The sequence below is a fragment of the Streptomyces sp. SX-6 genome (assembly GCF_059089585.1).
In genome coordinates, this window is sequence record NZ_JBTHHU010000002.1 from 256,301 (window position 1) to 281,615 (window position 25,315).

At 73.1% G+C, this 25,315-nt stretch carries 3 protein-coding genes; 1 reads left to right on the forward strand and 2 read right to left on the reverse strand.

The window, feature by feature from the left end:
* Positions 1–87 precede the first annotated feature (87 nt).
* Positions 88–3,060, forward strand: coding sequence for a non-ribosomal peptide synthetase (locus ACV530_RS03385; protein ID WP_494330692.1), 2,973 nt, complete (start codon positions 88–90; stop codon positions 3,058–3,060).
* A 272-nt stretch (positions 3,061–3,332) separates the two neighbouring features.
* Here ACV530_RS03385 and ACV530_RS03390 read toward each other — a convergent pair whose 3' ends face one another.
* Complete coding sequence (locus ACV530_RS03390; protein WP_494330693.1) at positions 3,333–18,707, reverse strand: amino acid adenylation domain-containing protein; 15,375 nt, start codon at positions 18,705–18,707, stop codon at positions 3,333–3,335.
* Complete coding sequence (locus tag ACV530_RS03395; RefSeq protein ID WP_494330694.1) at positions 18,704–25,135, reverse strand: amino acid adenylation domain-containing protein; 6,432 nt, start codon at positions 25,133–25,135, stop codon at positions 18,704–18,706. The genes ACV530_RS03390 and ACV530_RS03395 overlap by 4 nt, the downstream gene beginning before the upstream one ends.
* Positions 25,136–25,315 lie beyond the last annotated feature (180 nt).

Here is a 25,315-nt window from a genome sequence, read left to right on the forward strand (position 1 = left end):
GGTTGCCGTCGGGCAGATTGAGCGGACCGACCGGCGTGGGGCCTCTCCTCAGCCGCACTTCTCCCGACGGCGACAGGACGTGCCCGAATGGCTGTTGCTCCGCCCCGTCCGGCTTCCGCTGCGCAGAGCGGGATCTGGTTCAACGAGTTGGTCGACGACTGCGGTGCCGTGCACCATCTCCCGTTCGCCGCGCGCTTCGACGGCGAGCTGGACGTGGCGGCGCTGGAGCGCGCGTGCGCCGCCGTCCTGCGCAGGCACCGGGAACTCACCAGCGCGGTCGAGGACCGGGCCGGCGCACCCCACCTGGTGCCGGCCGCCGGGCTGCCCGGGCTGGTGGTGGAGCAGGAGAGCGCACAGGCCACGCGGAAGCACATCGTCGCGCCGTTCGACCTCGCCCGTGGTCCGCTGTGCCGCCTGGTGCTCCAGGTCATCGGCCCGCGCGCGCACCGGCTGCTCGTGGTCGTCCACCATCTGGTCTTCGACGGGCCGTCGATGAACGTCTTCCTCACCGACCTCGCCGCGTACTACCGGGCCGGGACCGGGGGCGGCGGCACCGGGCTCCCGGAGCTCCCGGCCATGCCGGAGGACGACGAGGAGCGGCGGCTCGCCGCCAACGTACCTGCCGCGCAGCGGTACTGGGCCGGCCGCCCGCCGGTGGGCGACGACGTGGTGCTCCCCGGCCTGGACCGGGCGGTCCGGGGCGTGCGGGCCGGCGAGGCGGTGGAGTTCCGGCTGCCCGGCGAACTGCGCGAGCGGATCGGCCCCGTGGCGGAACGCATCGGGGTGACCCGCTTCGAGCTGCTCCTCGCCACCGTGCACGCCCTCCTGTTCCGCTACGGCAACGCGGTGCCGGTCACGGCGCTCGACCTCGGCACCCGCACGCCGGAGCAGCGGCGCCGCATCGGTGTCCACGTCAATGAACTCCCCTTCTCCTCCGCCCCGGAAGGCACCGTTCCGTTCGCGGATTTCGCGCGCGGGGTCAGGTCGGGGCTGCGGGAGCTGTACCGGGTGCGCGACGTCCCGCTCGGGCGCGCCGGCACCGGGGTGAAGCCGGGCGTCGCCCTCGCACCGGTCTCGCTGACGTACTTCCGCCCGACGGACGTGCCCGCGTTTCCGGGGCTCACCACATCGGTGGGCTGGGGACTCTTCAACCACACGGCCCGCAACGCGCTGCGCATCGAACTGGTCGACGCCGCCGACGGGTTCGCCGTGATGCTCCAGTACCCGCCGCAGTCGATCGCGCGCGAGGAAGCCGAGAGCGTGGGCCGGCACTGGCTGACCGTCCTCGGCCAGGTGCTGGCCTCCCCCGGTACCCCGCTGGCGGCACTCCCGCTGCTCGACGGGGACGAGCGCGAACGGCTGCTGTCCGCCGGGAACGACACGGCCGTGGCGTACCCGGCGCGGACCGTGCCGGAGCTCGTCGCCGAGCAGGCGGCGAGGCGGCCCGGCGCCGTCGCCGTGATCCACGGGGACCGGCGGCTCACGTACGCCGAGCTGGACGCCGCCGCGGGGCGGGTCGCGGCCCGGCTGCGGAGCGAGGGCATCGGCCCGGGCGCGCTCGTCGCGGTGCGTGCGCGCCGCTCGGAACGGCTCGTCGCGGGTCTGCTCGGCGTCCTCAAGGCCGGTGCGGCCTATATCCCGCTGGACGCGGACTACCCGGCCGCCCGGCTCGAGTTCATCACCGCGGACGCCCGGGCCGCCGTCACACTCGACGACACCGCCCTGGCCGCTGCCGTCGACGGCCCGGACACACCCGCCCCGGCTCCCCTTCCGGCACCCGGCGACCTGGCCTATGTCATCTACACCTCGGGCTCGACAGGACGCCCGAAGGGCGTGCAGATCGAACACCGCTCGCTGGCCAACCTGTTGCTGTCGGTCCGGGACCTGCTCGGCGCCGGATCCGGCGACCGCTGGCTGGCGTCGACCTCGGTGTCCTTCGACATCTCCGGCCTCGAGCTCCTCCTCCCCCTGATCACGGGTGCGTCAGTGGTCGTGGCGAGCGAGAGCCAGGCGCGCGACGGCGCCGCGCTGTGCGAGCTGGCCGCCCGGCACGGGATCACCCATGTCCAGGCGACCCCGACCGGCTGGGCCATGCTGCTGGACTCCGGCTTCGACGCCCCCGCGGTCACCGCGCTCACCGGCGGGGAACCGCTCCCCCGGCCCCTGGCGCAGCGGCTACGTCCGAGGACCGGCCGGCTCGTCAACGTCTACGGCCCGACGGAGACCACGATCTGGTCGACGTACGACGAGATCGCCGACGGCGCGGACCGGGTGACGATCGGCCGCCCGCTCGCGAACACGCGGGCCTTCGTGCTCGACGGGCACCTGGCCCCCGTACCGGCCGGTATCCCCGGCGGCCTCTATCTCGCCGGGGCCGGTGTCGCCCGCGGCTATCTCGGCCGGCCGGAGCTGGACGGCGAGCGGTTCGTGCCGGACCCGTTCGGCCCGCCGGGGAGCCGGATGTACCGGACCGGCGACCTGGTGCGCCAACGCGCCGACGGACGGCTGGAGTTCCTCGGCCGGGCCGACGACCAGATCAAGCTCCGGGGCTTCCGGATCGAGCTCGGCGAGATCGAGGCACGGCTGCTCGCGGTGGAGGGTGTGGCCCGGGCCGCCGCCGCGGTCCGGGACGGCCGGCTGGTCGGCTATCACGTCGGCGGCGCGGAGGAGGGCGAGCTGCGCCGGGAGCTGGCGGCCGCGCTGCCCGCGTACATGGTGCCGGAGGCCTTCGTCCGCCTCGACGCCCTGCCCGCCACGCCGAACGGCAAGCTCGACCGGCAGGCGCTGCCGTGCCCGCCCGAGGAGACGGCGGCCCCGGAGACGGCCGGGGAGGACGTGCTGGAGACGGTGCGGGAGATCTGGTGCGAGGTGCTCCGGCTCCCAGGGCTGGGCGACACCGAGAACCTCTTCGACCTCGGCGGCCACTCGATCACGATGACCCAGATCTCGACCCGGATCCTCGACCGGCTCGGCGTCGACGTCCCGCTGCACGCGTACTTCGACGAACCGACCGTCCAGGGCATCGCGGGCGTGGTCGCCGGGCTGCGGGAAGAGTGCTGAGAGGGCTGAGAGGGCTGAGAGGGCTGAGAGGGCTGAGAGGGCTGAGACAGGAATCAGCCCCCGGCGCTCCATACCGATTCGTGAGTCTCAGTCGTCGCCGACGGCTCCGATTACCGGTACGTGCCCTTCCGGGGGCCTGGCCAGTTGCCGAGATGGGGGTCACTCGGTCCGACGGACGTCTCCACCGGTTGGTGCGGCTCTCACCGGTTGCCTGGTGTATTCGCCAGTTTCCTCCTTATATGTCCGCAGTCAAGGGGGGAGGGTAAAAAATCTCACTTTTTGGACAGTGCGGCGCCGATGATCCGGCAGATCTCGGCGGCCGGCCCGGGCAGGTACATGTCGCCGTGCGCGCTGTGGATGTCGTGGACGTGCACGGTGCCCTCGATGTGCGGCCGCCACAGGTCCGCGAAGGACCCCTCCGGCTTCGGCACGGCGTTGAAGAAGAGGACATCGCCGCGGTAGGCCGGGGAGCGGAATTCCGGCATCAGCCTCGTGTGGTTGACGATCACCGAGACCGCGTTGTCCAGGAAGGACGCGCCGTCGTCGGTGCCGGTCAGCCCGGTGAGGTGCTCGAGGAAGTACTCCCGCACCTCGGCCGCGGTGGGCGGTGCGTGGCTCGCCAGGTAGCCGCTGGGGACGCTGTCCAGCAGGGCCAGCAGCGCCACTTCGTGCCCTTGCCGCTGGAGTTCCGCCGCCATCGCGTGGGCGAGGGTGCCGCCGATGGAGAGCCCCGCCAGGTGGTAGGGGCCCGCCGGCTGCACGGCCAGCACTTCGGCGACGTAGTCGGCCACCATGGCGTCGACGGAGGCGGGCAGCGGGGTCGTTCCGTCGAAGCCCTTGGCCTGGATGCCGAGGACCGGCCGGTCCGCCGGGAGCAGGCCGGCGAATCCCAGGTAGGGCCAGCAGATGCCGCCTCCGGGGTGGATCCACCACAGGGGCGGGGAGGCGGGGCCGGTGCCGTCGGCGATGGGCAGGACCGGGGCGAAGGGGTCCGTGGGGCCCGCTGCCGCGCCGCCGGATTCCAGGTGCGCGGCCAGTCCGGCGACCGTGGGCGACTGGAACACCGTCCGGATCGGCAGGTCGGCGCCGAGCACCACGCGGATCCGGTTGACCAGCCGGGCGGCGAGGAGGGAGTGCCCGCCGAGGGCGAAGAAGCCGTCGTCGATGCCCACCCGGCCCGTCTCCAGGACCTCGGCGAACAGGCCGCACAGGATCTCCTCCCGCGCTGTCCGGGCGGAGCGGCCGCCGTGCGCCCCGCCCCGGTCCGGGGCGGGCAGGGCCGTCCGGTCCAGCTTGCCGTTCCTGGTGAACGGCATCTCGCCGATCACCATCAGTGCCGAGGGCACCATGTACTCCGGCAGCCGCGCCCGCAGGTGCCGGCGCAGTTCCGCGGGCAGTTCCCCGTCGGTGTCGTGCGCCGACGGCACGACGTACCCGGCGAGGCGCCGGTCGTCGTGGGAGTCGTCGACCACCACGGCGGCCCGTGCGACGGCGGGATGGGCGAGCAGTGCCGCCTCGATCTCGCCGGGTTCGATCCGGAAGCCCCGGATCTTCACCTGGTCGTCGGCCCGCCCCTGGAACGTCAGCTCCCCGTCCGCGGTACGGACCACGATGTCGCCCGTGCGGTACATCCGCTCACCGGGCCGTCCGTACGGGCACGGCACGAACCGCGCCGACGTCAGACCGGGACGGCCGACGTAGCCGCGGGCCACGCCCGCGCCCGCGATGTACAGCTCGCCGGCCGTGCCGTCCGGCACCGGGTGCAGGGCACCGTCCAGGACGTACACCCGGGTGTCCGGGACCGGCCGGCCGATCGGCGGCAGGCCGGTGCCCGCGGCCAGCGGCGCGCTCATGGTGGCGCAGGCCGTGGTCTCGGTGGGCCCGTAGACGTTCACCATCTCGCGGTCCGGCGCCCACTCGGCGATCAGTGCCGGCGGGGTCACCTCGCCGCCGACCACCAGTGACTCCACCGTGGACATCGAGCCGGCGGGCACCATCGCGAGCATGGCGGGCGGGATCATCGCATGGGTCACCCCGTGCGCGGCGATCGTGTCGGCCAGCGGGGTCCCGGGGGCCAGGCGGTCCTGGCCGGCCATCACCAGGGTCGCGCCGGACAGCAGTGCCGTGAACGTCTCGCAGAGCGACACGTCGAAGCTCGGCGAGGCCAGTTGCAGCATCCGGCTGGCGGCGGTGACACCGAGTCGTTCGACGTGTGCCGCGGCCAGGGCGGCCACGCCGCGGTGCGTGACGGCGACGCCCTTCGGCCGCCCGGTCGAGCCCGAGGTGTAGATGACGTACGCGGTGCCGTCGAGCGCCGCCGCGCAGGGGGCGGGGCGGTCCGGCCGGTCCTCGACCTGGTCCATCCGCAGCACCGGCACCGGGAGCGAGGACAGCTTCGGGGCCGTCGTCCCGTCCGTCAGTACCAGCCGGGCGCCGGAGTCCGCCGTCATGAAGGCGATGCGCTCGTCGGGCAGGGTCCGGTCGACGGGCAGGTACGCGCCGCCCGCCCGCATCACCGCGAGCAGCGCCACCACGAGCTGCGGCGAGCGCGGCAGTGCCACCGCCACCACCGTCTCGGGGCCCACGCCGCGTGCCGTGAGCTCATGGGCGAGCCGGGCGACGCGGGTGTCGAGCTCGCGGTACGTCAGTGGCGTGCCCTCGAAGAGCACGGCGGTGGCGTCCGGGGTCGCGGCGGCCTGCGCGGAGAACAGCTCCGGTGCCGTCGCCTGGGGTATCCGCAGGTCGTACGTACCGGCGGGCGGCCGAAAGGCGTCGATCGCCCCGACCGGGGTGTCCGGATCGGCCGCCATCCGCCGCAGGACGCGGGCGAACCGGGCGGCGATCCCTTCGGCGGTCGCCGCGTCGAACAGGTCGCACTGGTACTGGAGGATCACGCGCAACCGGGGTTCGGCGACCGCCGCGACGCCCAGGGGGTAGTGGGTCCCGTTCGACGAGGCGGCACCGGTGATGGTGATCCCGGCGGCGTCGTCGGTGTCCGCGCCGGTGCCGTCGTCGGGGAAGGACTCGAACACCGTCACCGTGTCGAACAGCGTCGGGAGTCCGACGGCGCGGTGGATGTCGGTGAGAGAACAGTGGTGGTGGTCGAGCAGTGCGCCCTGGCGGTTCTGGAGTGCGGTCAGCATCGTGCCGACGCTGTCCCACGGCGAGAGCCGGACCCGTACCGGCAGGGTGTTGATGAACAGCCCCACCATGGCGTCCACGCCGTCCACCGCGGCGGGACGGCCCGACACGGTGCCGCCGAACATCACGTCCTGGCGCCCGGTCAGGCCCGCGAGGACGAGCGCCCAGGCCCCCTGCACGACCGTGTTGAGGGTGACGCCCAACTCGGCCGCGCGCCGGGCGAGTTCCTCCGCGACGTCATCCGGCAGCGGGACCTCGAGCCGTTGCGTGTTGCCCATGTCGGCGTCCTGGCTCCCCGCGGGCACGAGCAAGGTGGGCTCGTCGACCCCGGCGAGTTCGTCCGCCCATGCGCGTACGGACCGTTCGTGGTCCTGCTCCGAAAGCCAGACCAGGAAGTCCCGGTAGGCGGGCGGCCGCGGCAGTGCCGAGGCGTCGCCTGCAGAGCCGTAGAGGCGCAGCAGGTCCCGCATCAGCAGGGGCAGAGACCATCCGTCGAACAGGACGTGGTGCGCGGTGAGGACCAGTTCGGCGCGGTGGGAACCGAACCGCACGAGGGAGAGCCGCATCAGCGGTGGTACGGCCGGATCGAAGTGAAGGTCCTGGTCCTCTTCAAGGAACTGCCGGAAGGCGCCGTCCCGTTCGTCCTCGCCGAGGGCGCTCAGGTCGGCCTCCTGCCAGGGCAGCTCGACGCCGTCCAGCACCAGCTGGACCGGGTCGCCGGACATGTCGCCGACGAAGGCGGTGCGCAGGGCGGGATGGCGGTCGAGCAGCGCCTGCCCCGCGGCGCGCATCCGTCCGGGGTCCACGTCTCCGGCCAGGTGGTGGACCATCTGCACGTGGTAGGCGTCGTACGCCGCGTCGCTGAGCAGCGACTGGAAGAGCAGCCCGGACTGGAGCGGGGTCAGCGGCCAGATGTCGGCGAGCCCCGGATACCGCTGCTCCCACTCCTCGATCTCGCTCTGCCGCACCGCCACCAACGGCACGTCCGAGGGCGTCAGTCCACCCGCACCGGGCGTGCTCACATGTGCGGCCAGCTCCTCGAGGGCCGCACACCATGCATCCGCCAGCTCCTGCACCTCGTCCCGGGACAACACGCCCGTCGGGAACCCGAACCGCGCCGTGAGCGCACCCGACTCCGTCACCAGCGCGTTGACGTCCAGCACCGACAACGCAGGCATGTCCGCGTCCGGCGCCGCCACCAACTCCGCCGTCCCCACAGCCTGCGTCCAGCCCAGACCCCGCAGATGCTCGGGCATGTCCGACGACGAGAACCGGCCAAGGTAGTTGAACGAAATCTGCCCCGTGGGGAATTGCGCCAGCTCCGCGCCCGTCTCCTCGTTCAGATACCGCAGCAGACCATAGCCGATCCCCTTGTCCGGAACCGCCAGCATCCGCTCCTTCACAGCCTTCACCGCGTCGGCGAGCGTCCCGTCCGCATCAACATCCAGGCGCACCGGGAACATGCTCGTGAACCAGCCCACCGTCCGCGACAAATCCGCACCCTCGACCACATCCTCGCGTCCATGACCTTCGAGCCGCACCAGCACCGACGACTCGTCCACCCCCCGCCACCTCACCACCGCCAGCGCCAACGCCGCCAACAACCCATCACCCGCACCACTACGAAACGCGGCAGGCACCGCAGTCAGCAACGCCTCCGTCACCGACGGCGACACCCGAGCCCACACGTAGTCCACGGTGGAGACCACATCCACCGCAGGATCCAGCCGCCGCGCACCCAACACCGGATCCGGACCGTCAACCACCGCACGCCAGTAGGCCAGTTCGGCGACACGACGCTCAGCACCCGCCTCGTCCCGCATCGCATGCGCCCACCGGCGCAGCGACGTCCCCGCCTCCGGCAGCGTGATCGGCTCGCCGTCCCGTACGCACCGCCATGCCTCGGCGAGGTCTGGCAGCAGGATCCGCCACGACACGCCGTCCACGACCAAGTGGTGCAGGACGACCAACAGCCGACCCGCCGGCTCGAACCACACGAACTGCGCCATCACGCCGCGCTCCGGGTCCAACCGGTCCGCTGCGGCATCCAGTTCGTCCTGGGCCACCTGCTGCCAGTCCTCGCCCCGGGCGACCCGACGCACCAGCGGGGCCGGGTCGACCGTGCCGGGCGGGGCGATGCGCAGGCCGCCGTCGGGGACGAGGCGGGAGCGCAGGGCGTCATGGCGGTCGAGGACCGCGGCGAGGACCGCGAGAAGACCGTCCCGGTCGATGCCGTCGGGCAGGTCCAGGACAGCGGTCATGGCGAACCTGCCGAACCCGCCGCCGAGTTCGCGCACGTAGCGGGCGACGGGCAGCAGCGGAAGGTCGCCGGTGCCGCCGCCCTCCAGCTCGGCCAGCACCTCGGGTGCTCCGGAACGTCCGCCGGCAGCCGCGGCGAGCCCAGCGACAGTGCGGCGCTCGAAGATCTGCCGCGGCGTGATCTCGACACCCCGCGCCCGTGCCCGCGACACCACCTGGAGCGAGCGGATGCTGTCCCCGCCGACGAGGAAGTAGTCGTCGTCGATGCCGACCCGGTCCAGGCCGACCACTTCCGCGTACACCTCGGCCAGGACGGACTCCACGGCCGACCGCGGTGCCCGGTAGGCCGCGCGGCGGGTGAGGGCCGGCTGCGGCGTGGGCGTACGGTCCGCCGCGGCGTTGTCCGGCGTGCCGAGCGGCGCGTCCGGGTCGGCCACGAGCCGGTGCAGGATACGGACAAAGCCGTCCGCGATGCCGTCCGCCGTGGAGCGGTCGAACAGCTCGGTGGCGTACTCGAGGTTGCCCACGACACCGCGGTCCGGTACGTCGGCCATGGTGAGGAACAGGTCGAACTTCGCGGTCCCGTTGGCGACGGTCCTCAGGTCCGTGCGCAGTCCGTCGAGGGCGAAGTCCCCGGCCGCGATGTTCTGCCAGCCGAACATGACCTGGAACAGCGGGTGGTAGGCGGTGGAGCGGTCGGGGTTGAGGAGCTCCACCAGCCGCTCGAAGGGGGCGTGCTGGTTGTCGTACGCGGCGAGCGCCTTGTCGCGCACCTGGTCCAGTACCCCGGAGAACGAGAGCTCCCGGGGCATCCGGACGCGCAGCACCCAGGTGTTGACGAAGAAGCCGACGAGATCGGCGAGGGCGGCATCCGTGCGGTTGGCGATCGGGGACCCGATGGCCAGGTCGTCACCGCCCCCGAGGTCGCGCAGCAGGACCGCGAGCGCCGCCTGGAGCACCATGGGAACCGTCGCTCCGTGTGCCACGGCCAGGTTCTCCACCGCGGCGGTGAGGGCGGGGTCGAGGGTGAACTCCACCAGGTCGCCGTGATGGCCCGCGACCGCCGGGCGGGGACGGTCGGCCGGAAGCGCCAGCGGCTGCGGCACTCCGGCCAGTTCGCCTTGCCAGTAGGCAAGTTGAGCCGACAGGACACTCGCAGGGTCGCTCTCGTCGCCCAGCAGCTCATGCTGCCAGAGGGTGTAGTCGACGTACTGCACGGGCAGTGCGGGCCACGCGGGGGGCTCGGAGCGCAGCCGGGCGGCGTAGGCGGTTCCCAGGTCGCGGGTGAGCGGGGCGAGGGACTCGCCGTCGCCGGCGATGTGGTGGAGGACCAGCAGCAGAATGTGCTCCTCCGGCTCCTGCCGGAAGACGTGTACGCGCAGCGGCAGTTCGGCGGCGAGGTCGAAGACATGGGTCACCGCCCCGGCCACCAGACGGTCTGCCTCGTCCGGCCCGGCCTCGACGACGGGGACGTCCGGCACCGCCTCACCGGCGGGCAGGATGCGCTGGTACGGCACCCCGTCGTCCTCGCCGACGAGGGTGCGCAGGGTCTCGTGGCGCGCCACCACGTCGTGCACGGCCGCCCGCAGCGCGGGCACGTCCAGCGGGCCCTCGAGCCGCAGGAGCACCGGCAGGTTGTAGGTGGCGGACGGCCCGTCGAACCGGTCCGCGAACCACAGCCTGCGCTGGGCGGACGACAACGGCACGCGCTCCGGCCGGTGTTCGGCCCGCCGCAGCCGCGGCTGTGCCGAGGTTCCGGCCGGGACGTGTGCGGCCAGGAGCGCGACGGTGGGCGCGTCGAACACGGTGCGGATCGGCACGTCGGCGCCCATGACCGTACGGATCCGGCTGACGAGCCGGGTGACGAGCAGCGAGTGCCCGCCGAGGGCGAAGAAGTCGTCGTCGACGCCGATCCGTTCCACGCCGAGCACCTCGGCGAACAAGGTGCGGAGCATCTCCTCCTGCGGGGTGCCGGGATCCCGGGAGGTCTCCGCGCCGCCCGCGAACTCGGGGGCGGGCAGCGCGGCCCGGTCGAGCTTTCCGTTCGCGGTCACCGGGAGCGTGTCGAGGACGACGACGGCCGACGGCACCATGTGTTCCGGCAGGTGCTCCCCAGCGTGCGCCCGGAGGTCGTCGGCGAGCCGGCCGGGGGTGTACCAGCGCTTCTCCTCCGTGAACGGCGCGGATGTGACTGGGGCGTTGTCCGGCCGCACGGCGTACAGGGAGTACATGCCGGTGTCGGCGAGCTCGCGCGAACTCTCCGCCATGGTGCGGAAGCCGTGTTCGTGCAGCAGGGCGGTGATGGTGTCGAGACGGCCGTCGATGTCGTGGACCTCGGCGACGATCTGCCGGACGATCGGCCAGTGTTCGGGCTCGATCCCGAGCAGGACGTCGAGTTCGCCCTTCTCGGCGTCGACCTTCAGCAGGTCGATGACCGTGATGCCGTTCTCCCGGATCATCTGGGAGAGCGTCCGTATCTCGACGTCGACCGGGACGCTCCGCAGCCGGTCCGTGAGCAGTTCGGCCAGCATGGCGTCGTCGTCCGCGCCGCGGTCGCGGTCGTTGTGGAGGACGCGTTCCAGCATGCGGCGTTCTTCGTGCTCGTCGGCGAACCGGCCGGAGAGCAGCGACATGTCCGGGTAGTAGGTGAACTCCGCGCGGCCCGGCTCGCGTCCCAGGGCGCAGTTGGTGAGCACGACGTCAATGTCGTGCAGTTCGGCGTTGAGCCGGAACATCCCGGCCAGTTCGGGCATCGGCTCGAAGGCGTGGATGGTGCAGTCCGGCCGTTGCGTCTTCACAAAGAGCGAGAACAGGCCGACGTGACCGCCGACGTCCACCACGCAGGCGCCTTCGGGGAGAGCGATCCCTCCTCTGAGGTATTCGTTCCTGCCGAAGATCTCGTCGTACAGGTAGAGCGTGTTGGAGCGGTTGCGGGCGCACACCGGCATCCCGTTGGGCAGTTCGTGCAGTTCCACCCCGTCCAGCCGGCCCTCCCGCCGGAGCCGGCACAGGCGGGCCACCTCCGGTGCCGTGCCGGGCTCGGGCACCACGTACCCCACGAGCTGGGGGCCGCCGGCGGTCTCGCGGGCGGTCACCGCGGCCCGGGCGACGGCGGGATGGCCGGCGAGCACGTTCTCGATCTCGCCGGGTTCGACCCGGAACCCCCGGATCTTGACCTGGTCGTCGGTCCTGCCGAGGAATTCGAGGCGCCCCTGTTCGTCCCACCGGACCCGGTCCCCCGCGCGGTACATCCGGCTGCCCGGCGCACCGTACGGATCGGCCACGAACCGGCCGGCGGTCAGGGCAGCACGGCCGAGGTAGCCGCGGGCCAGCTGGTCGCCGGCGATGTACAACTCCCCCGCCACGCCCGGCGGGGCGGGCCTGAGGCCGGCGTCCAGGACGTAGGTCCGTGTGTTCCACACGGGGCGGCCGATGGTCACCGGTCCGGTGTCCGTGCGGGTGCAGGGGGCGGCGGTGACGTCGACCGCAGTCTCGGTCGGGCCGTAGAGGTTGTTCAGCCGTGCGCCGAGAACGGTGTGGAAGTGGTCGCGCAGCTGCGGGGGCAGTGCCTCACCGCTGCAGACGACCTCACGCAGACTGGTGCAGGCGCCCGCCGAGGGCTCCTGGAGGAACGCCTGGAGCATCGAGGGGACGAAGTGCGCGATGGTGACCCCGGTGTCCCGGATGAGCCCGGCCAGATAGGCGGGGTCGCGGTGGCCGTCCGGTTTCGCGACGACCAGCGTGGCACCGGTGATCAGGGGCAGGAACACCTCCCACACCGACACGTCGAAGCCCAGCGGGGTCTTCTGCAGGATCCGGTCGCCCGCGGCCACGCCGTAGGCGTCCCGCATCCACAGCAGCCGGTTGACGATGGCCGCGTGCTCGACCACCACTCCCTTGGGGCGGCCCGTCGATCCCGAGGTGTACAGGACGTAGGCGGGGTGCGCCGGGGTGGCGGGATGAACTGGGCTGTCTCCGGGGCCCATTGCAGGGATGTCCGTGAGGGTGAGCAGGGGGCGTGCGTCGGCCTCCAGGAAGGCGATCCGCTCGGCGGGCAGGCCCGGGTCGACGGGGAGGTAGGCGCCGCCGGCCTTCAGGACGGCCAGCAGCGCGACCACCATCTCGGCCGAGCGGGGCAGCATCACGCCGACCACGGTCTCGGGTCCGACGCCGCGGGCGGCCAGGTGGTGTGCGAGGCGGTCCGCCCGCCGGTCGAGTTCCGCGTAGGTCAGGGCGGTGTCCTCGAACACCACGGCGTCGGCGTCGGGGGTACGGGCGGCCTGCTCCTCGAACGCCTCCACGAGCGTGACGGACGGCACCGGGTGCGCCGTGTCGTTCCACTCCTCGAGGACCTGCTTCCGCTCGGCGGGAGTGAGCACGTCGATCTGCCCGGCCCGGCCGTACGGGTCCTCCACGAGGTGGCACAGCACCCGCAGGAACCGTTCGCCGATGGACGTCACGGAGGCGTGGTCGATCGCGTCGTGCTGGTACTGCAGGGCGAGCCTCAGATGGGGATCCGCGTCCGCCACCACCGCGACCGGGTAGTGGCTGCCGCTGTAGGGGGTGAGCCCGGTGATCGTCACACCGGCCTCGCTGTTCGCCTCGCTGATGCCCACGCGGTCGACCGGGAAGGACTCGAAGACCACGACAGTGTCGAACAGGGCGCTCAGGCCGGCGGCCTGCTGGATGTCGGCCAGAGCGTGATGGTGGTGGTCGAGCAGGGCCGCCTGCCGGTCCTGCAGGGAGGTCAGCAGGGCAGTGATGGTGTCCTCGGGGGAGCAGCGCACGCGTACCGGCAGGGTGTTGATGAACAGCCCCACCATGGCGTCCACGCCGTCCACCGCGGCGGGACGGCCCGAGACCGTCGCACCGAACACCACGTCCTGGCGTCCGGTCAGCCCCGCGAGGACGAGCCCCCAGGCGCCCTGCACCAGCACGCTGAGGGTGACCCCCAGCTCGGCGGCCCGGCGGGAGAGGGTGACCGCCAGGTCGGCCGGCAGCGGGACGTCGACCTGCCCGATGTCCGCGGTGGCCGTCCCGTCCCCGGCGCCCGGGACGAGCAGTGTGGGCTCATCGACCCCGGCGAGCTCGTCGGCCCATGCGCGGGCGGCGGCCTCCCGGTCCTGCCGCGTCAGCCATGCCAGGAAGTCCCGGTACCCCCGCACCCGGGGCAGCGCCGATCCGTCACCGGCGGAGCCGTAGAGGCGCAACAGGTCCCGCATCAGCAGGGGCACGGACCATCCGTCGAACAGGACGTGGTGAGCCGTGAACACCAGCTCCGCGCGGTCGGGCCCCAGGGTCACCAGCGACATGCGCAGCAAGGGCGGTGCGGCCGGGTCGAAGTGGGTGGTGCGGTCGCTCGCCAGCAGCCGCTCCAGCTCCTCGGGGCTCGCCCCGCTCAAGTCGTGGTGCTGCCAGGGCAGTTCCACCCGGTCGAGCACGACCTGGACGTGGTCCCCCTCGGCGTTCGGCACGAACGCGGTCCGCAGGGCGGGGTACCGGTCGAGCAGGGCCTGCCCCGCGGCGCGCATCCGTCCGGGATCGACCCGGCCGGACAGGTGGTGGACGAACTGGACGTGGTACGCGTCGAAGGCGGAGTCGGCCAGCATCGCGTGGAAGAGCAGCCCGGACTGGAGCGGGGTCAGCGGCCAGATGTCGGCGAGCCCCGGATACCGCTGCTCCCACTCCTCGATCTCACTCTGCCGCACCGCCACCAACGGCACGTCCGAGGGCGTCAGTCCACCCGCACCGGGCGTACTCACATGTGCGGCCAGCTCCTCGAGGGCCGCACACCACGCATCCGCCAGCTCCTGCACCTCGTCCCGGGACAACACGCCCGTCGGGAACCCGAACCGCGCCGTGAGCGCACCCGACTCCGTCACCAGCGCGTTGACGTCCAGCACCGACAACGCAGGCATGTCCGCGTCCGGCGCCGCCACCAACTCCGCCGTCCCCATAGCCTGCGTCCAGCCCAGACCCCGCAGATGCTCGGGCATGTCCGACGACGAGAACCGGCCCAGGTAGTTGAACGAAATCTGCCCCGTGGGGAATTGCGCCAGCTCCGCGCCCGTCTCCTCGTTCAGATACCGCAGCAGACCATAACCGATCCCCTTGTCCGGGACCGCCAGCATCCGCTCCTTCACAGCCTTCACCGCGTCGGCCAGCGTCCCGTCCGCATCGACATCCAGGCGCACCGGGAACATGCTCGTGAACCAGCCCACCGTCCGCGACAGATCCGCACCCTCGATCACATCCTCGCGTCCATGGCCTTCGAGCCGCACCAGCACCGACGACTCGTCCACCCCCCGCCACCTCACCACCGCCAGCGCCAACGCCGCCAACAACCCATCACCCGCACCACTACGAAACGCAGCAGGCACCGCAGTCAGCAACGCCTCCGCCACCGACGGCGACACCCGAGCCCACACGTAGTCCACGGTGGAGACCACATCCACCGCAGGATCCAGCCGCCGCGCACCCAGAACCGGATCCGGGCCGTCAACCACCGAGCGCCATAGGTCGAGTTCGGCGACCCGGCGTCCGGCCGACGCCTCCTCCCGCAGCGCGTACGTCCAGCGCCGTGCCGACGTGCCCACTTCCGGCAGCTCGGGGACACGCCCGTCCGTCACCGCCCGCCACGCCTCGGCGAGGTCCGGCAGCAGAATCCGCCACGACACGCCGTCCACGACCAGATGGTGCAGGACGACCAACAGCCGCCCCGCCCGCTCGAACCACACCAACTGCGCCATGACACCGCCGTACGGGTCCAACCGGCCCGTCGCCGCGTCCAGTTCGGCGGCTGCTGCCGTCTCGTCCCAGGGGCGATCGACCCGGTGGATCAGAGCGGCAATGTCAGTCGACCCCTGCGGAGCCACCTCCAGCCCGCGCTCCACCAGCCGGGATCGCAGGACGTCGTGACGGTCGAGCACGGCCCGCAGCGTGGCGTGCAGTCCCGCCTCGTCGATGTCCCGGGGCAGGTCGAGCACCATCGACATCGAGAACCGGTCGATGCCGCCGCCCAGTTCGCGCAGGTACTCCGCCACCGGCGGCAGCGGCATCCGGCCGAGGCCGCCGCCCTCCAGTTCCGCGAGCCGTGTGCTCGCGCCGGACGTGCTGCCGGCCACGGCGGCGAGCTCGGCGACGGTGCGGCGCTCGAAGACCTGCCGCGGCGTGATCTCCACGCCCCGCGCCCGTGCCCGCGACACCACCTGGATGGAACGGATGCTGTCCCCGCCGACGGCGAAGAAGTCGTCGTCGACCCCGACCCGGTCCAGGCCGAGCACCTCGGCGTACGCCCCGGCGAGCACCTCCTCGGTCGCCGAGCCCGGCGCACGGTACGCGCCGCTCCTGAACTCCGGTTCGGGGAGCGCGGCGCGGTCCAGCTTGCCGTTGGGGGCGAGCGGCAGCCGGTCCAGCATCACGAAGGCCGCGGGGACCATGAACTCCGGGAGCCGGCCCGCCACGAAGGTGCGCAGTTCCGCCGCGGAGACGCCCGCGGTCAGGTCGACGTCGATGTGGCCGAGGCTCTCGACGGTACCGATGCCGCCCACGCCCACGGGGACGACGTAGCCCACCAGCTGGGTGCCGCCCGGCCGTTGGCAGGTGGTCACCACGGCCTGGGCCACTCCGGGGTGGGCGGTCAGTGCCGCTTCGACCTCGCCGGGTTCGATCCGGAAGCCGCGGACCTTCATCTGGGCGTCGTCGCGCCCGGCGAACTCCAGTTGTCCGTCGGCGTTCCAGCGGGCGAGGTCGCCGGTGCGGTACATCCGGGAGCCGGCCGGGCCATAGGGGTCGGCCACGAACCGTTCGGCGGTCAGGCCCGCCCGCCCGTGGTAGCCGCGCCCCACCGCACCCGCGACGTAGAGCTCGCCCACGACGCCCAGGGGCACCGGGGAGAGTCCGGGGCCGAGCACGTAGGTGCGCATGTTGCCGAGCGGTGTCCCGATCGGTGCGCTGCCGGAGCCGCCGGGTCCGTCCGGGCCGGCGACGTAGGCGGCAACGTGGGCGGTGGCGTAGAAGCTCTCACTCTGACCGTAGGCGTTGACGACCCGGACACCGTCGAAGGTCTCGCGCACCCGGTGCACCAGGGACGCGGGCAGCGCCTCGCCGGCGAACACGACGGTGTCCACGGTGACGCGGCCGGCGATGTCGTCGATCAGTTCGGCGAAGACCGAGGGGACGGTGCTGATCACGCTGCCCGACCAGGCGGGCCGTTCCCCGAGTGCCACCACGTCCCGGACGATCTCGACGGTGCCGCCCGCGGCGAGGGTGGTGACGATCTCGAACACCGACACGTCGAAGTTGACCGACGTGCCTGCCAGCGTGCGCGACCCCGGCCGCAGTTCGGCCGTGGAGGCCAGCCGGGTCACGCCGTTGACCACGCCGTGGTGGGTGATGGCGACGCCCTTGGGCGCCCCGGTGGAGCCGGAGGTGTACATCACGTACGCCACGTTGCCGGGCCGGATCCGAACTGTCGGAGCATCGGCGTCGTCGGGGCCGATGTCGCCGAAGCGGAGCCGGGGGGTGCCGTCGTCGGGCAGTACCCCCGCCGTGTCGGTGCCCTCGTCGGTCAGGATCAGCCGGGGCCGGGCCTCGGAGAGGATGCGGTCCAGCCGTGCGCTCGGGTAGCGGGGGTCGACGGGCACATAGGCGGCGCCGGACTTCAGGATGCCCAGCATCGCGACCACCAGGTCCGCCGACCGCGGCAGTGCCAGGCCCACGAGGGACTCCGGGCCGGCGCCGTGCCGGGCGAGCGCGCGGGCCACCCGGTCGGCGCGCTCCTCCAGCTCCCGGTAGGTCAGCTCCTGTTCCCCGAAGACCACCGCGATGCCGTCGGGTGTCAACGCGGCCTGCCGCGCGACCAGTTCGGGCACGGTCACCTCGGGCGTCGGGACGGCCGTGTCGTTGTACGCGGCGAGGAGCGCGCGCTCGGCGGAGTCCAGGACGTCCACGGAGCCCGCCCGCGTCCCCGGCGCCTGGGCCAGGCACCGCAGGACGCGCAGGAAGCGCGCCCCGATGTCCGTGGCCGTGGACCGGTCGAACAGGTCGGTCGCGTACTCGAGGTTGCAGTGCATGCCCTCGCCGGGAGAGCGGGTGGCGAAGTTGAACTCCAGGTCGAACTTGGCGGTCCGGGTGGGGACGGCCTCCAGTACGGCGTCCAGGCCGGGCAGCGCGAGGTCGAGCCGGGCGTTGCCCTGCCAGGTGAACATCACCTGGAACAGCGGGTGGTAGGCGGTGGAACGCTCCGGGTTCAGGGCCTCCACCAGCCGTTCGAAGGGGAGGTCCTGGTGGTCGTAGGCGCGCAGGGCCTTGTCGCGCACCTGGTCCAGGACCTGCCCGAGGGACGGGTTCCCGGACAGGTCGGCGCGCAGCACCCAGGTGTTGACGAAGAAGCCGACCAGGTCCGTCAGTTCCTCGTCGGCGCGCCCGGCGGTCGTGGAGCCGATGGTGATGTCCGGTCCGGCGCCGAGGTGGTGCAGGAGGACGGCCAGGGCCGTCTGCATCACGATCGACGGTGTCACGCCGCGGGCCCGTGCGAGGTCCTCGACGGCGGCGACGAGTCCGGGTTCGACGGCGAACTCGACCATGCCGCCGCGGTGGCTCGCCACGGGCGGGCGCGGGCGGTCGGCGGGCAGCCGTATCTGCTGGGGGGCTCCGGCGAGTTCGTCGCGCCAGTACCCCAGCTGGGTGGCCAGCACGCTCGCGGGGTCGTCCGGGTCACCGAGCAGCTCCCGCTGCCAGAGCGTGTAGTCGGCGTACTGCACGGGCAGTTCGGGCCACGCGGGGGGATCGGAGCGCAGCCGGGCCGTGTAGGCGGTGGCCAGGTCGCGGCCCAGGGGCGCCATGGACTCGCCGTCGGCGGCGGCGTGGTGGACGACCAGGACGAGGATGTGCTCCTCGGGGCCGCGGCGCAGGATCCGGGCGCGTACCGGGATCTCGGCGGCGAGGTCGAAGCGGTGGGCCACCGCCTCGGCCACGGCGCCCGGGGCCATGTCGAGGACCGGCACCGGTACGTCCAACTCACCGACAGGCACGACCTGCTGTGCGGGCAGGCCGTCCGCGCCCTCGACGAACAGCGTGCGCAGGCTCTCGTGCCGGACGATCACGTCGCGTACGGCCGAGGCCAGCGCGTTCACGTCCAGTGCCCCGGTCAGGCGGAGCACGAACGGCAGGTTGTAGGTGGCGGAGGGGCCCTCGAACCGGTCGATGAACCACAGCCTCCGCTGCGCAAAGGACAGGGGGATCACTGCGCGTCTCCTCGTCGGTCGGTCATCCTGCGCAGGCGGGGCCTGCCGGGTGTGGCCAGGGTGCCGCCGAGCTCGTGGGAGAGCTCGGCGACGGTCGGGCGGGTGAAGACCGCGCTGACCGGTATCTCGGCGCCGAGCTCCGCACGGGCGCGGCTGATCAGGCGGACGGCCACGAGCGAATGCCCGCCCAGCGCGAAGAAGTTGTCGTCGATGCCGACCCGTTCGACGCCGAGTGCCTCCTCGTACAGCCGGCACAGCGTCTCTTCGCGGGCGGTGCGCGGCGCGCGGTACGCGGCCCCGGTGAGCTCCGGTTCGGGCAGCGCGGCGCGGTCCAGCTTGCCGTTGGGCATCAGCGGGAGCCTGTCCAGGGCCACGAACGCGGTCGGCACCATGAAGTCGGGCAGTTTGCCCGCCAGGAAGGAGCGCAGCTCCTCGGGCGTCCCGCCCGGGGCAACGTACGCGACCAGTTGCCGTGCGGTGCTCGTGCCGCGGCCGTCGCGGGCGACGACGGCCGCCTGGCCGACGTCGGGGTGCGCGGTCAGCGCCGCCTCGACCTCGGCGGGCTCGACCCGGGCGCCGCGGATCTTGACCTGGGCGTCGTCGCGCCCGGCGTACTCGAGCAGGCCCTCCGCGGTCCGGCGGCCCAGGTCCCCGGTGCGGTACATCCGTGCCCCGGCCGGCCCGGACGGATCGGCGACGAACCGTGCGGCGGTCAGCCCGGGGCGGTCGCGGTAGCCGCGGCCGACCGTGGCCCCGGCGACGTACAACTCCCCCACCACGCCCGGCGGGACGGGCCGGAGCCCGGGGCCGAGGACGTACACCCGCACGGTGTCGAGCGGCCTGCCGATCGGGGCGCCCGCGGAGCCGCCCTCCCATGTGTCGGTTCCGGAGAGGGAGTACGCGGTGGCGTAGAAGGTCTCGGTCTGTCCGTAGCCGTTGACCACCCGGACCCCGGGGATCGCCTCCCGGATCCGCCGCAGCAGTGCCGCGGGCAGTGCCTCGCCCGCGAGCATCACGGTCTCGGCGCGGATCCTGCCCGGTATGTGGTCGAGGAGTTCGGCGAAGGCCGAGGGGACCGTGCTGATCACACTGCCGGTCCAGCTCCGGCGTTCGCCCAGTGTCAGGACGTCGCGGACGACTTCGACGGTGCCGCCGGTGCACAGGGTCGAGAAGATCTCGAACACGGACACGTCGAAGCCGACGGAGGCGCTCGCCAGCATCCGTGCGCCGGGACCGACTCCGAGGGAGGCCACCAGCGCGGGCAGGCAACTGGTCACATTGCGGTGCGAGATGGCCACGCCCTTGGAGGTCCCGGTGGAGCCGGAGGTGTACATCACATACGCGGCGTTGTCCGGCCCCGGCCCCGGCCGCGGGCCGCGTGTTCCGGGGGCGTCCGAGATCTCTTCCAGCAGCAGCCGGGGCACGCCGGTGCCGGGCAGTGCCTTGGCGGTCGCCGTGTCGGTGAGGACGAGGGACGGGGCCGCGTCGGCGAGCAGGAACTCCTGGCGCCGCCGGGGATGCGCCGGGTCGACCGGCAGATAGGCCGCGCCGGACTTCAGCACGCCGAGCAGGGCGACGACCAGGTGTTCCGACCGTGGCAGGGCGACGGCCACCAGCGTCTCCGGGCCCGTGCCGCGAGCGGTGAGCCCGCGGGCCAGCCGGTCGGCGCGCTCGTCGAGTTCGCGGTAGGTGAGCGAGACGTCGCCGGACTCCACCGCGACCGCGTCCGGTGTCCGCGCCGCCTGCCGCTCGAACAGTTCCGGGACCGTCGCCGCTGTGGCGGGCGCGGCCGTGTCGCCGTACTCCCGCGCCAGCAGCTCGCGTTCGGCGGGGTCCAGCAGGTCCACCGTGCCCACCCGGCGGCCGGTATCCTCGGCCAGTTGCTCCAGCACCCGTCCGAAGCGCCGCGCGATGCCCTCGACGGCCGCGGCGTCGAAGGCGTCGCGGCGGTACTGCAGTTCCAGCCGCAGGGAGGTGCCGCCGTCGGGCAGCGCCATCACGGACAGCGGGTAGTGCGTGGTGGCGAACGGCCGCAGGCCCGTGAACGTGACACCGGCCTGCCGGCCCGCCTCGGCGATCCCGGCCCGGTCCAGCGGGAAGGACTCGAAGGCGACATAGGTGTCGAACAGCGTGGGCAGTCCGGTGGCCCGCTGGATCTCGTGCAGCGGGTGGTGATGGTGGTCGAGCAGCGCGCCCTGCCGGTCGTGCAGCGTGGTCAGGACGTCCTCGAAGGTTTCCCCGGGGGCACAACGCACGCGTACCGGAACGGTGTTGACGAACAGGCCGACGAGGGACTCCACGCCGGGGAGCGCGGGCGGGCGCCCGGCCACGGTGGCCCCGAACACCACGTCCTGGCGTCCGGTCAGCTGGCTCAGCAGTACGGCCCACGCTCCCTGGACGACGGTGTTCAGGGTGACGCCCGTCTCCGCGGCCCGCCGCACCAGGGCGCGGGCGGTGTCCGGCGGCAGCGGCACCCCGGTCCGCCCGACCCCGGCCGGGCCGGGACGGGGCGGGACGGCGGGGGCGAGCAGGGCGGGTTCGGCGAATCCGTCGAGTTCCTCCTGCCAGGCCCGGGCCGACGCGGTGCGGTCCTGTGCGGACAGCCACTCCAGGAAGTCCCGGTATCCCCGCACGCGCGGCAGCGCCGTCTCGTCGCCGCCGGTGGCGTAGAGGCGGAGCAGGTCCTGTACGAGCAGGGGAATCGACCAGCCGTCGAACAGCACGTGGTGCGCGGTCAGGACCAGCTCCGCACGGTCCGTGCCCCGGGTGACCAGCGTCAGCCGCAGCAGGGGCGGGGCCGCGGGGTCGAAGTGCGCCGCCAGGTCGTCGGCCAGCAGCCGGTCGACGGGCTCGTCGCCCAGGTCGGCTTCCCGCCAGGGCAGGGCGACGCCCTCGACGACCAGCCCGGTCAGGTCCCCGGCGGCGTCGGGCACGAACGCGGTGCGCAGGACGGCGTACCGGTCCAGCAGGGCCTGTCCGGCGGCCCGCATCCGGGCGGGGTCGACCGGCCCGGACAGCGGGAGCACGTACTGCACCTGGTAGGCGTCGAAGTCCGTTCCCCCGACGTCTTTCGCCATGGACTCGAAGAGCATGCCGGACTGCAGCGGGGTCAGGGGCCATACGTCCACGAAGCCGGGGAAGCGCTTCCGCCATGCGTCGAGCTCGTCCTGGCCCACGCGGACCAGCGGCACGTCGGACGGGGTCGGCCCGCCCGCGCCCGGCCCGGCGGCGTGCCGGGCCAGGCCCTCGAGCGCGGTGCACCACAGCCCGGCCAGCCGTTCCGTCTCCTCGGGCGGCAGCACGCCGGCGGGTGACCCGAACAGCGCGCCCAGCCTGGGGCCTTCGGCGGTGTCGGTGACCATGGCGTTGACGTCCACTTCGGACAGCGCGGGCATGTCCGCGTCGTGGCCCGCGTCGAGCTCGGCCAGTTCGGCGAACTCCGTGAGGTCGCCGGTCTGCGTCCAGCCCAGGCCGCGCAGTTCCTCGGGCATGTCCGCGCGCGAGAACCGCCCGAGATAGTTGAACCCGATCTGCCCGAGGGGGTGGTCGCGCAGCACCGCGGCGGTCTCGTCGTTCAGGTGGCGCAGCAGCCCGTAGCCGAGGCCCTTGCCGGGTAGAGCCCTCAGCTGTTCCTTGACCGCCTTGAGCGCCGCGCCCGCCGCCGGGCCGCCCGCGAACGCGTCCTCGAGGTCGATGCCGGCGAGGTCCAGACGCACCGGGAACACGGTGGTGAACCAGCCGACCGTACGGGACAGGTCCGCGCCCGGGACCGCGTCCTCCTCCCGGCCGTGGCCCTCGAGCCGCAGCAGCGTCGACGGCTCGTCCGTGCCGTGGGCGCGGCGCCAGGCGGCGACCGCCAGCGCCAGTCCCGCGAGCAGTGCGTCGCCCGTGCCGCAGCGGAACGCCTTCGGCACGGCGGTCAGCAGTGCCTCGGTGACCGGAACCGGCAGCAGGACGCGCGTCTTGCGCACGGTGGCCATGACGTCCGTCGCGGGGTCGAGCCGCCGGGATCCGAGCAGCGGGTCGGGTCCCTCCACGACCGACCGCCACACCGCCAACTCGGCCGTGCGCTCCGGGGACGAGGCCGCCTCGGCGAGCGCGTGCGCCCAGCGGCGCACCGAGGTTCCGGCGGGCGGCAGCGACGGGGGCTCGCCGGCCCGGATCCGGGACCAGGCCGCGGCGAGGTCCGGCATGAGGATGCGCCACGAGACGCCGTCGACCACGAGGTGGTGCAGCCCCACCAGCAGCCGGCCCGGTCCGGACGCCGCGTCGAACCAGACGCATTGCGCCATCACGCCGCGCTCCGGGCTCAACCGCCGTGCGATGCCGTCCAGTTCACCGACCAGCAGCCGGCGCCAGGCCTCGCCGGACCAGGCGCCGTCGCAGGCGACGCGCTTGATCAGCGTGCCGGCGTCCACGGATCCCGGCGGGGTGACGAGCAGGCCGTCCGGTTCCAGGCGCGCGCGCAGCAGGTCGTGCCGGTCCAGGACCGCGGTCACGGTCGCGGCCAGGCCGTCGCGGCCGATGCCCGGCGGCAGTTCGAGCACCACCGCCTGCAGCAGCCGGCCGAAGCCGGGGGCGAGGTCCCGGATCCAGCGTGCCACCGGCATCAGAGGCATCCGCCCGACGCCGCCGCCCGGGAGCCCGTCGGGCTCCGGCTCTCCGGCCGGACGTCCGGCCGGGTTGGCGGCCGCCGCCACGTCGGCCACGGTGCGGTGCCGGAAGATGTCCCGCGGGCTGAGGACCAGCCCGTGCGCCCGGGCCCGCGTCACCACCTGGATCGACTGGATGCTGTCGCCGCCGAGGGCGAAGAAGTCGTCATCGGTGCCCACCCGTTCGAGTCCGATCACCTCGGCGAACAGTCCGGCGACGACCTCCTCGTCGCGGGTGCCGGGCGCCCGGTAGGCGCCGCCCGTGAACTCGGGGGCGGGCAGCGCCGCCCGGTCCAGCTTGCCGTTGGGGGTCAGCGGCAGCCGGTCCAGCACCACGAACACGGCGGGCACCATGAAGGCGGGCAGCCGCTCGGCCGCGTACTGCCGCAGCTCGCCGGTCATGAAGCCGGAGGCGAGCGCGAACTCGCGGTCGCCTCCGGCCGTGGACGGCACCACGTATCCCACCAGCCGGCGGCCCGCTCCCGTGCCGGATCCCCCGTGGACGACCACCGCCGCGTGGCCCACGCCGGGGTGCGACAGCAACACGGCCTCGATCTCGCCGGGTTCGATGCGAAAGCCCCGGAGCTTCACCTGCTCGTCGGCGCGGCCGAGGTACACGAGGTCGCCGTCCGGGGTCGCCGTCACCACGTCCCCGGTCCGGTACATCCGCTCGCCGGCGGGACCGTACGGGCAGGCGACGAACCGCCCGGCGGTCAGAGCCGTCCGGTTCGCATAGCCGCGGGCCAGTCCCTCGCCCGCGAGGTACAGCTCACCGGGGGTCCCCGGCGGCACCGGGGACAGGTCCTCGCCCAGCACGTGGGCACGCATGCCGTCGAGCGGCCGGCCGATCGGGACGTCCCCGCCGGCGGGCGCGGTGGGGTCCGTGCGGTGGCTCGTGGCGAACACGGTCGTCTCCGTCGGCCCGTACACGTGGACGAACACGGTGTCGGGGCAGGCTCGTCGGGCCAGCCGGAACGACTGCGGCACGACGCGTTCCCCGCCGGTCCAGACCTCCCGGAGCCCGGCGAGGCAGCCCGCGTCCTCCTCGACGAGAAGGTTGAACAACGCGGTGGTCAGGAAGACCCCGGTGACGCCGTGCCGTTCGGCCAGGGCGGCCAGTTCCGCGGGGACCGGCTCGGTGTCCGGGCCCACGACGACCCGGCCGCCGGTGAGCAGCGGCACCCACAGCTCGTAGACCGAGGCGTCGAACGCGAGCGGGGAGTGCAGCAGCACCCGTGCGTGGGCACCGCCCTGCCAGCGCCTGTCCGCGGCCAGAGCCACCACGTCCCGGTGCGTGATGCCGATGCCCTTGGGGGTGCCGGTCGACCCGGAGGTGTAGATCACGTACGCGAGCTGTTCCGCGTGCTCCACCGGAGCCGGTGCGGGACCGTCCCGCTCGAGGTCCTCCGGCGTGACGCGCGGACATGGGCCGGGGAGGGCTTCCAGTGTGCCGGACGGGGCGATCAGCAGCGCCGGCCGGGTGTCACGCAGCATGAACTCGAGCCGCCGGAGGGGGTATTCGGGGTCCAGCGGCAGGTAGGCCGCACCGGCCTTGAGCACACCGAGCAGCACCACCGCGAGGTCCGGCGAGCGCGGGAGCGCCACCGCCACGAGCGACTCCGGGCCCACGCCGCGCCGCAGCAGTTCCGCCGCCAGCCGGGCCGACCTCTCGTCGAGTTCCCGGTAGGTCAGGAAGCGGTCGTCGGACGCGACCGCGACGGCCTCCGGTGTCGCTGCCGCCTGCCGTGCGAACAGCCCAGGAATCGTCGCGCACACAGTTCATCACCCCACCCGAACAAGAGGATCGGAGAATCGGTTCACATTGCGCTGTGTCCCCCGACATCAATTCCCGCGCGAAAACCCGGGATTTCTCCGGGTGGCTCCTGCCGGGCACGTCACACCGCCTCGGGAAGGACCCCAGCTTCACGCCCGGGGAGGACCCGGTCAAGCGCCTTC

Bases quoted from the DNA above. Each gene is read 5' to 3' on its own strand.
- ACV530_RS03385 (WP_494330692.1), top strand. From the start codon at position 88: ATGGCTGTTGCTCCGCCCCGTCCGGCTTCCGCTGCGCAGAGCGGGATC.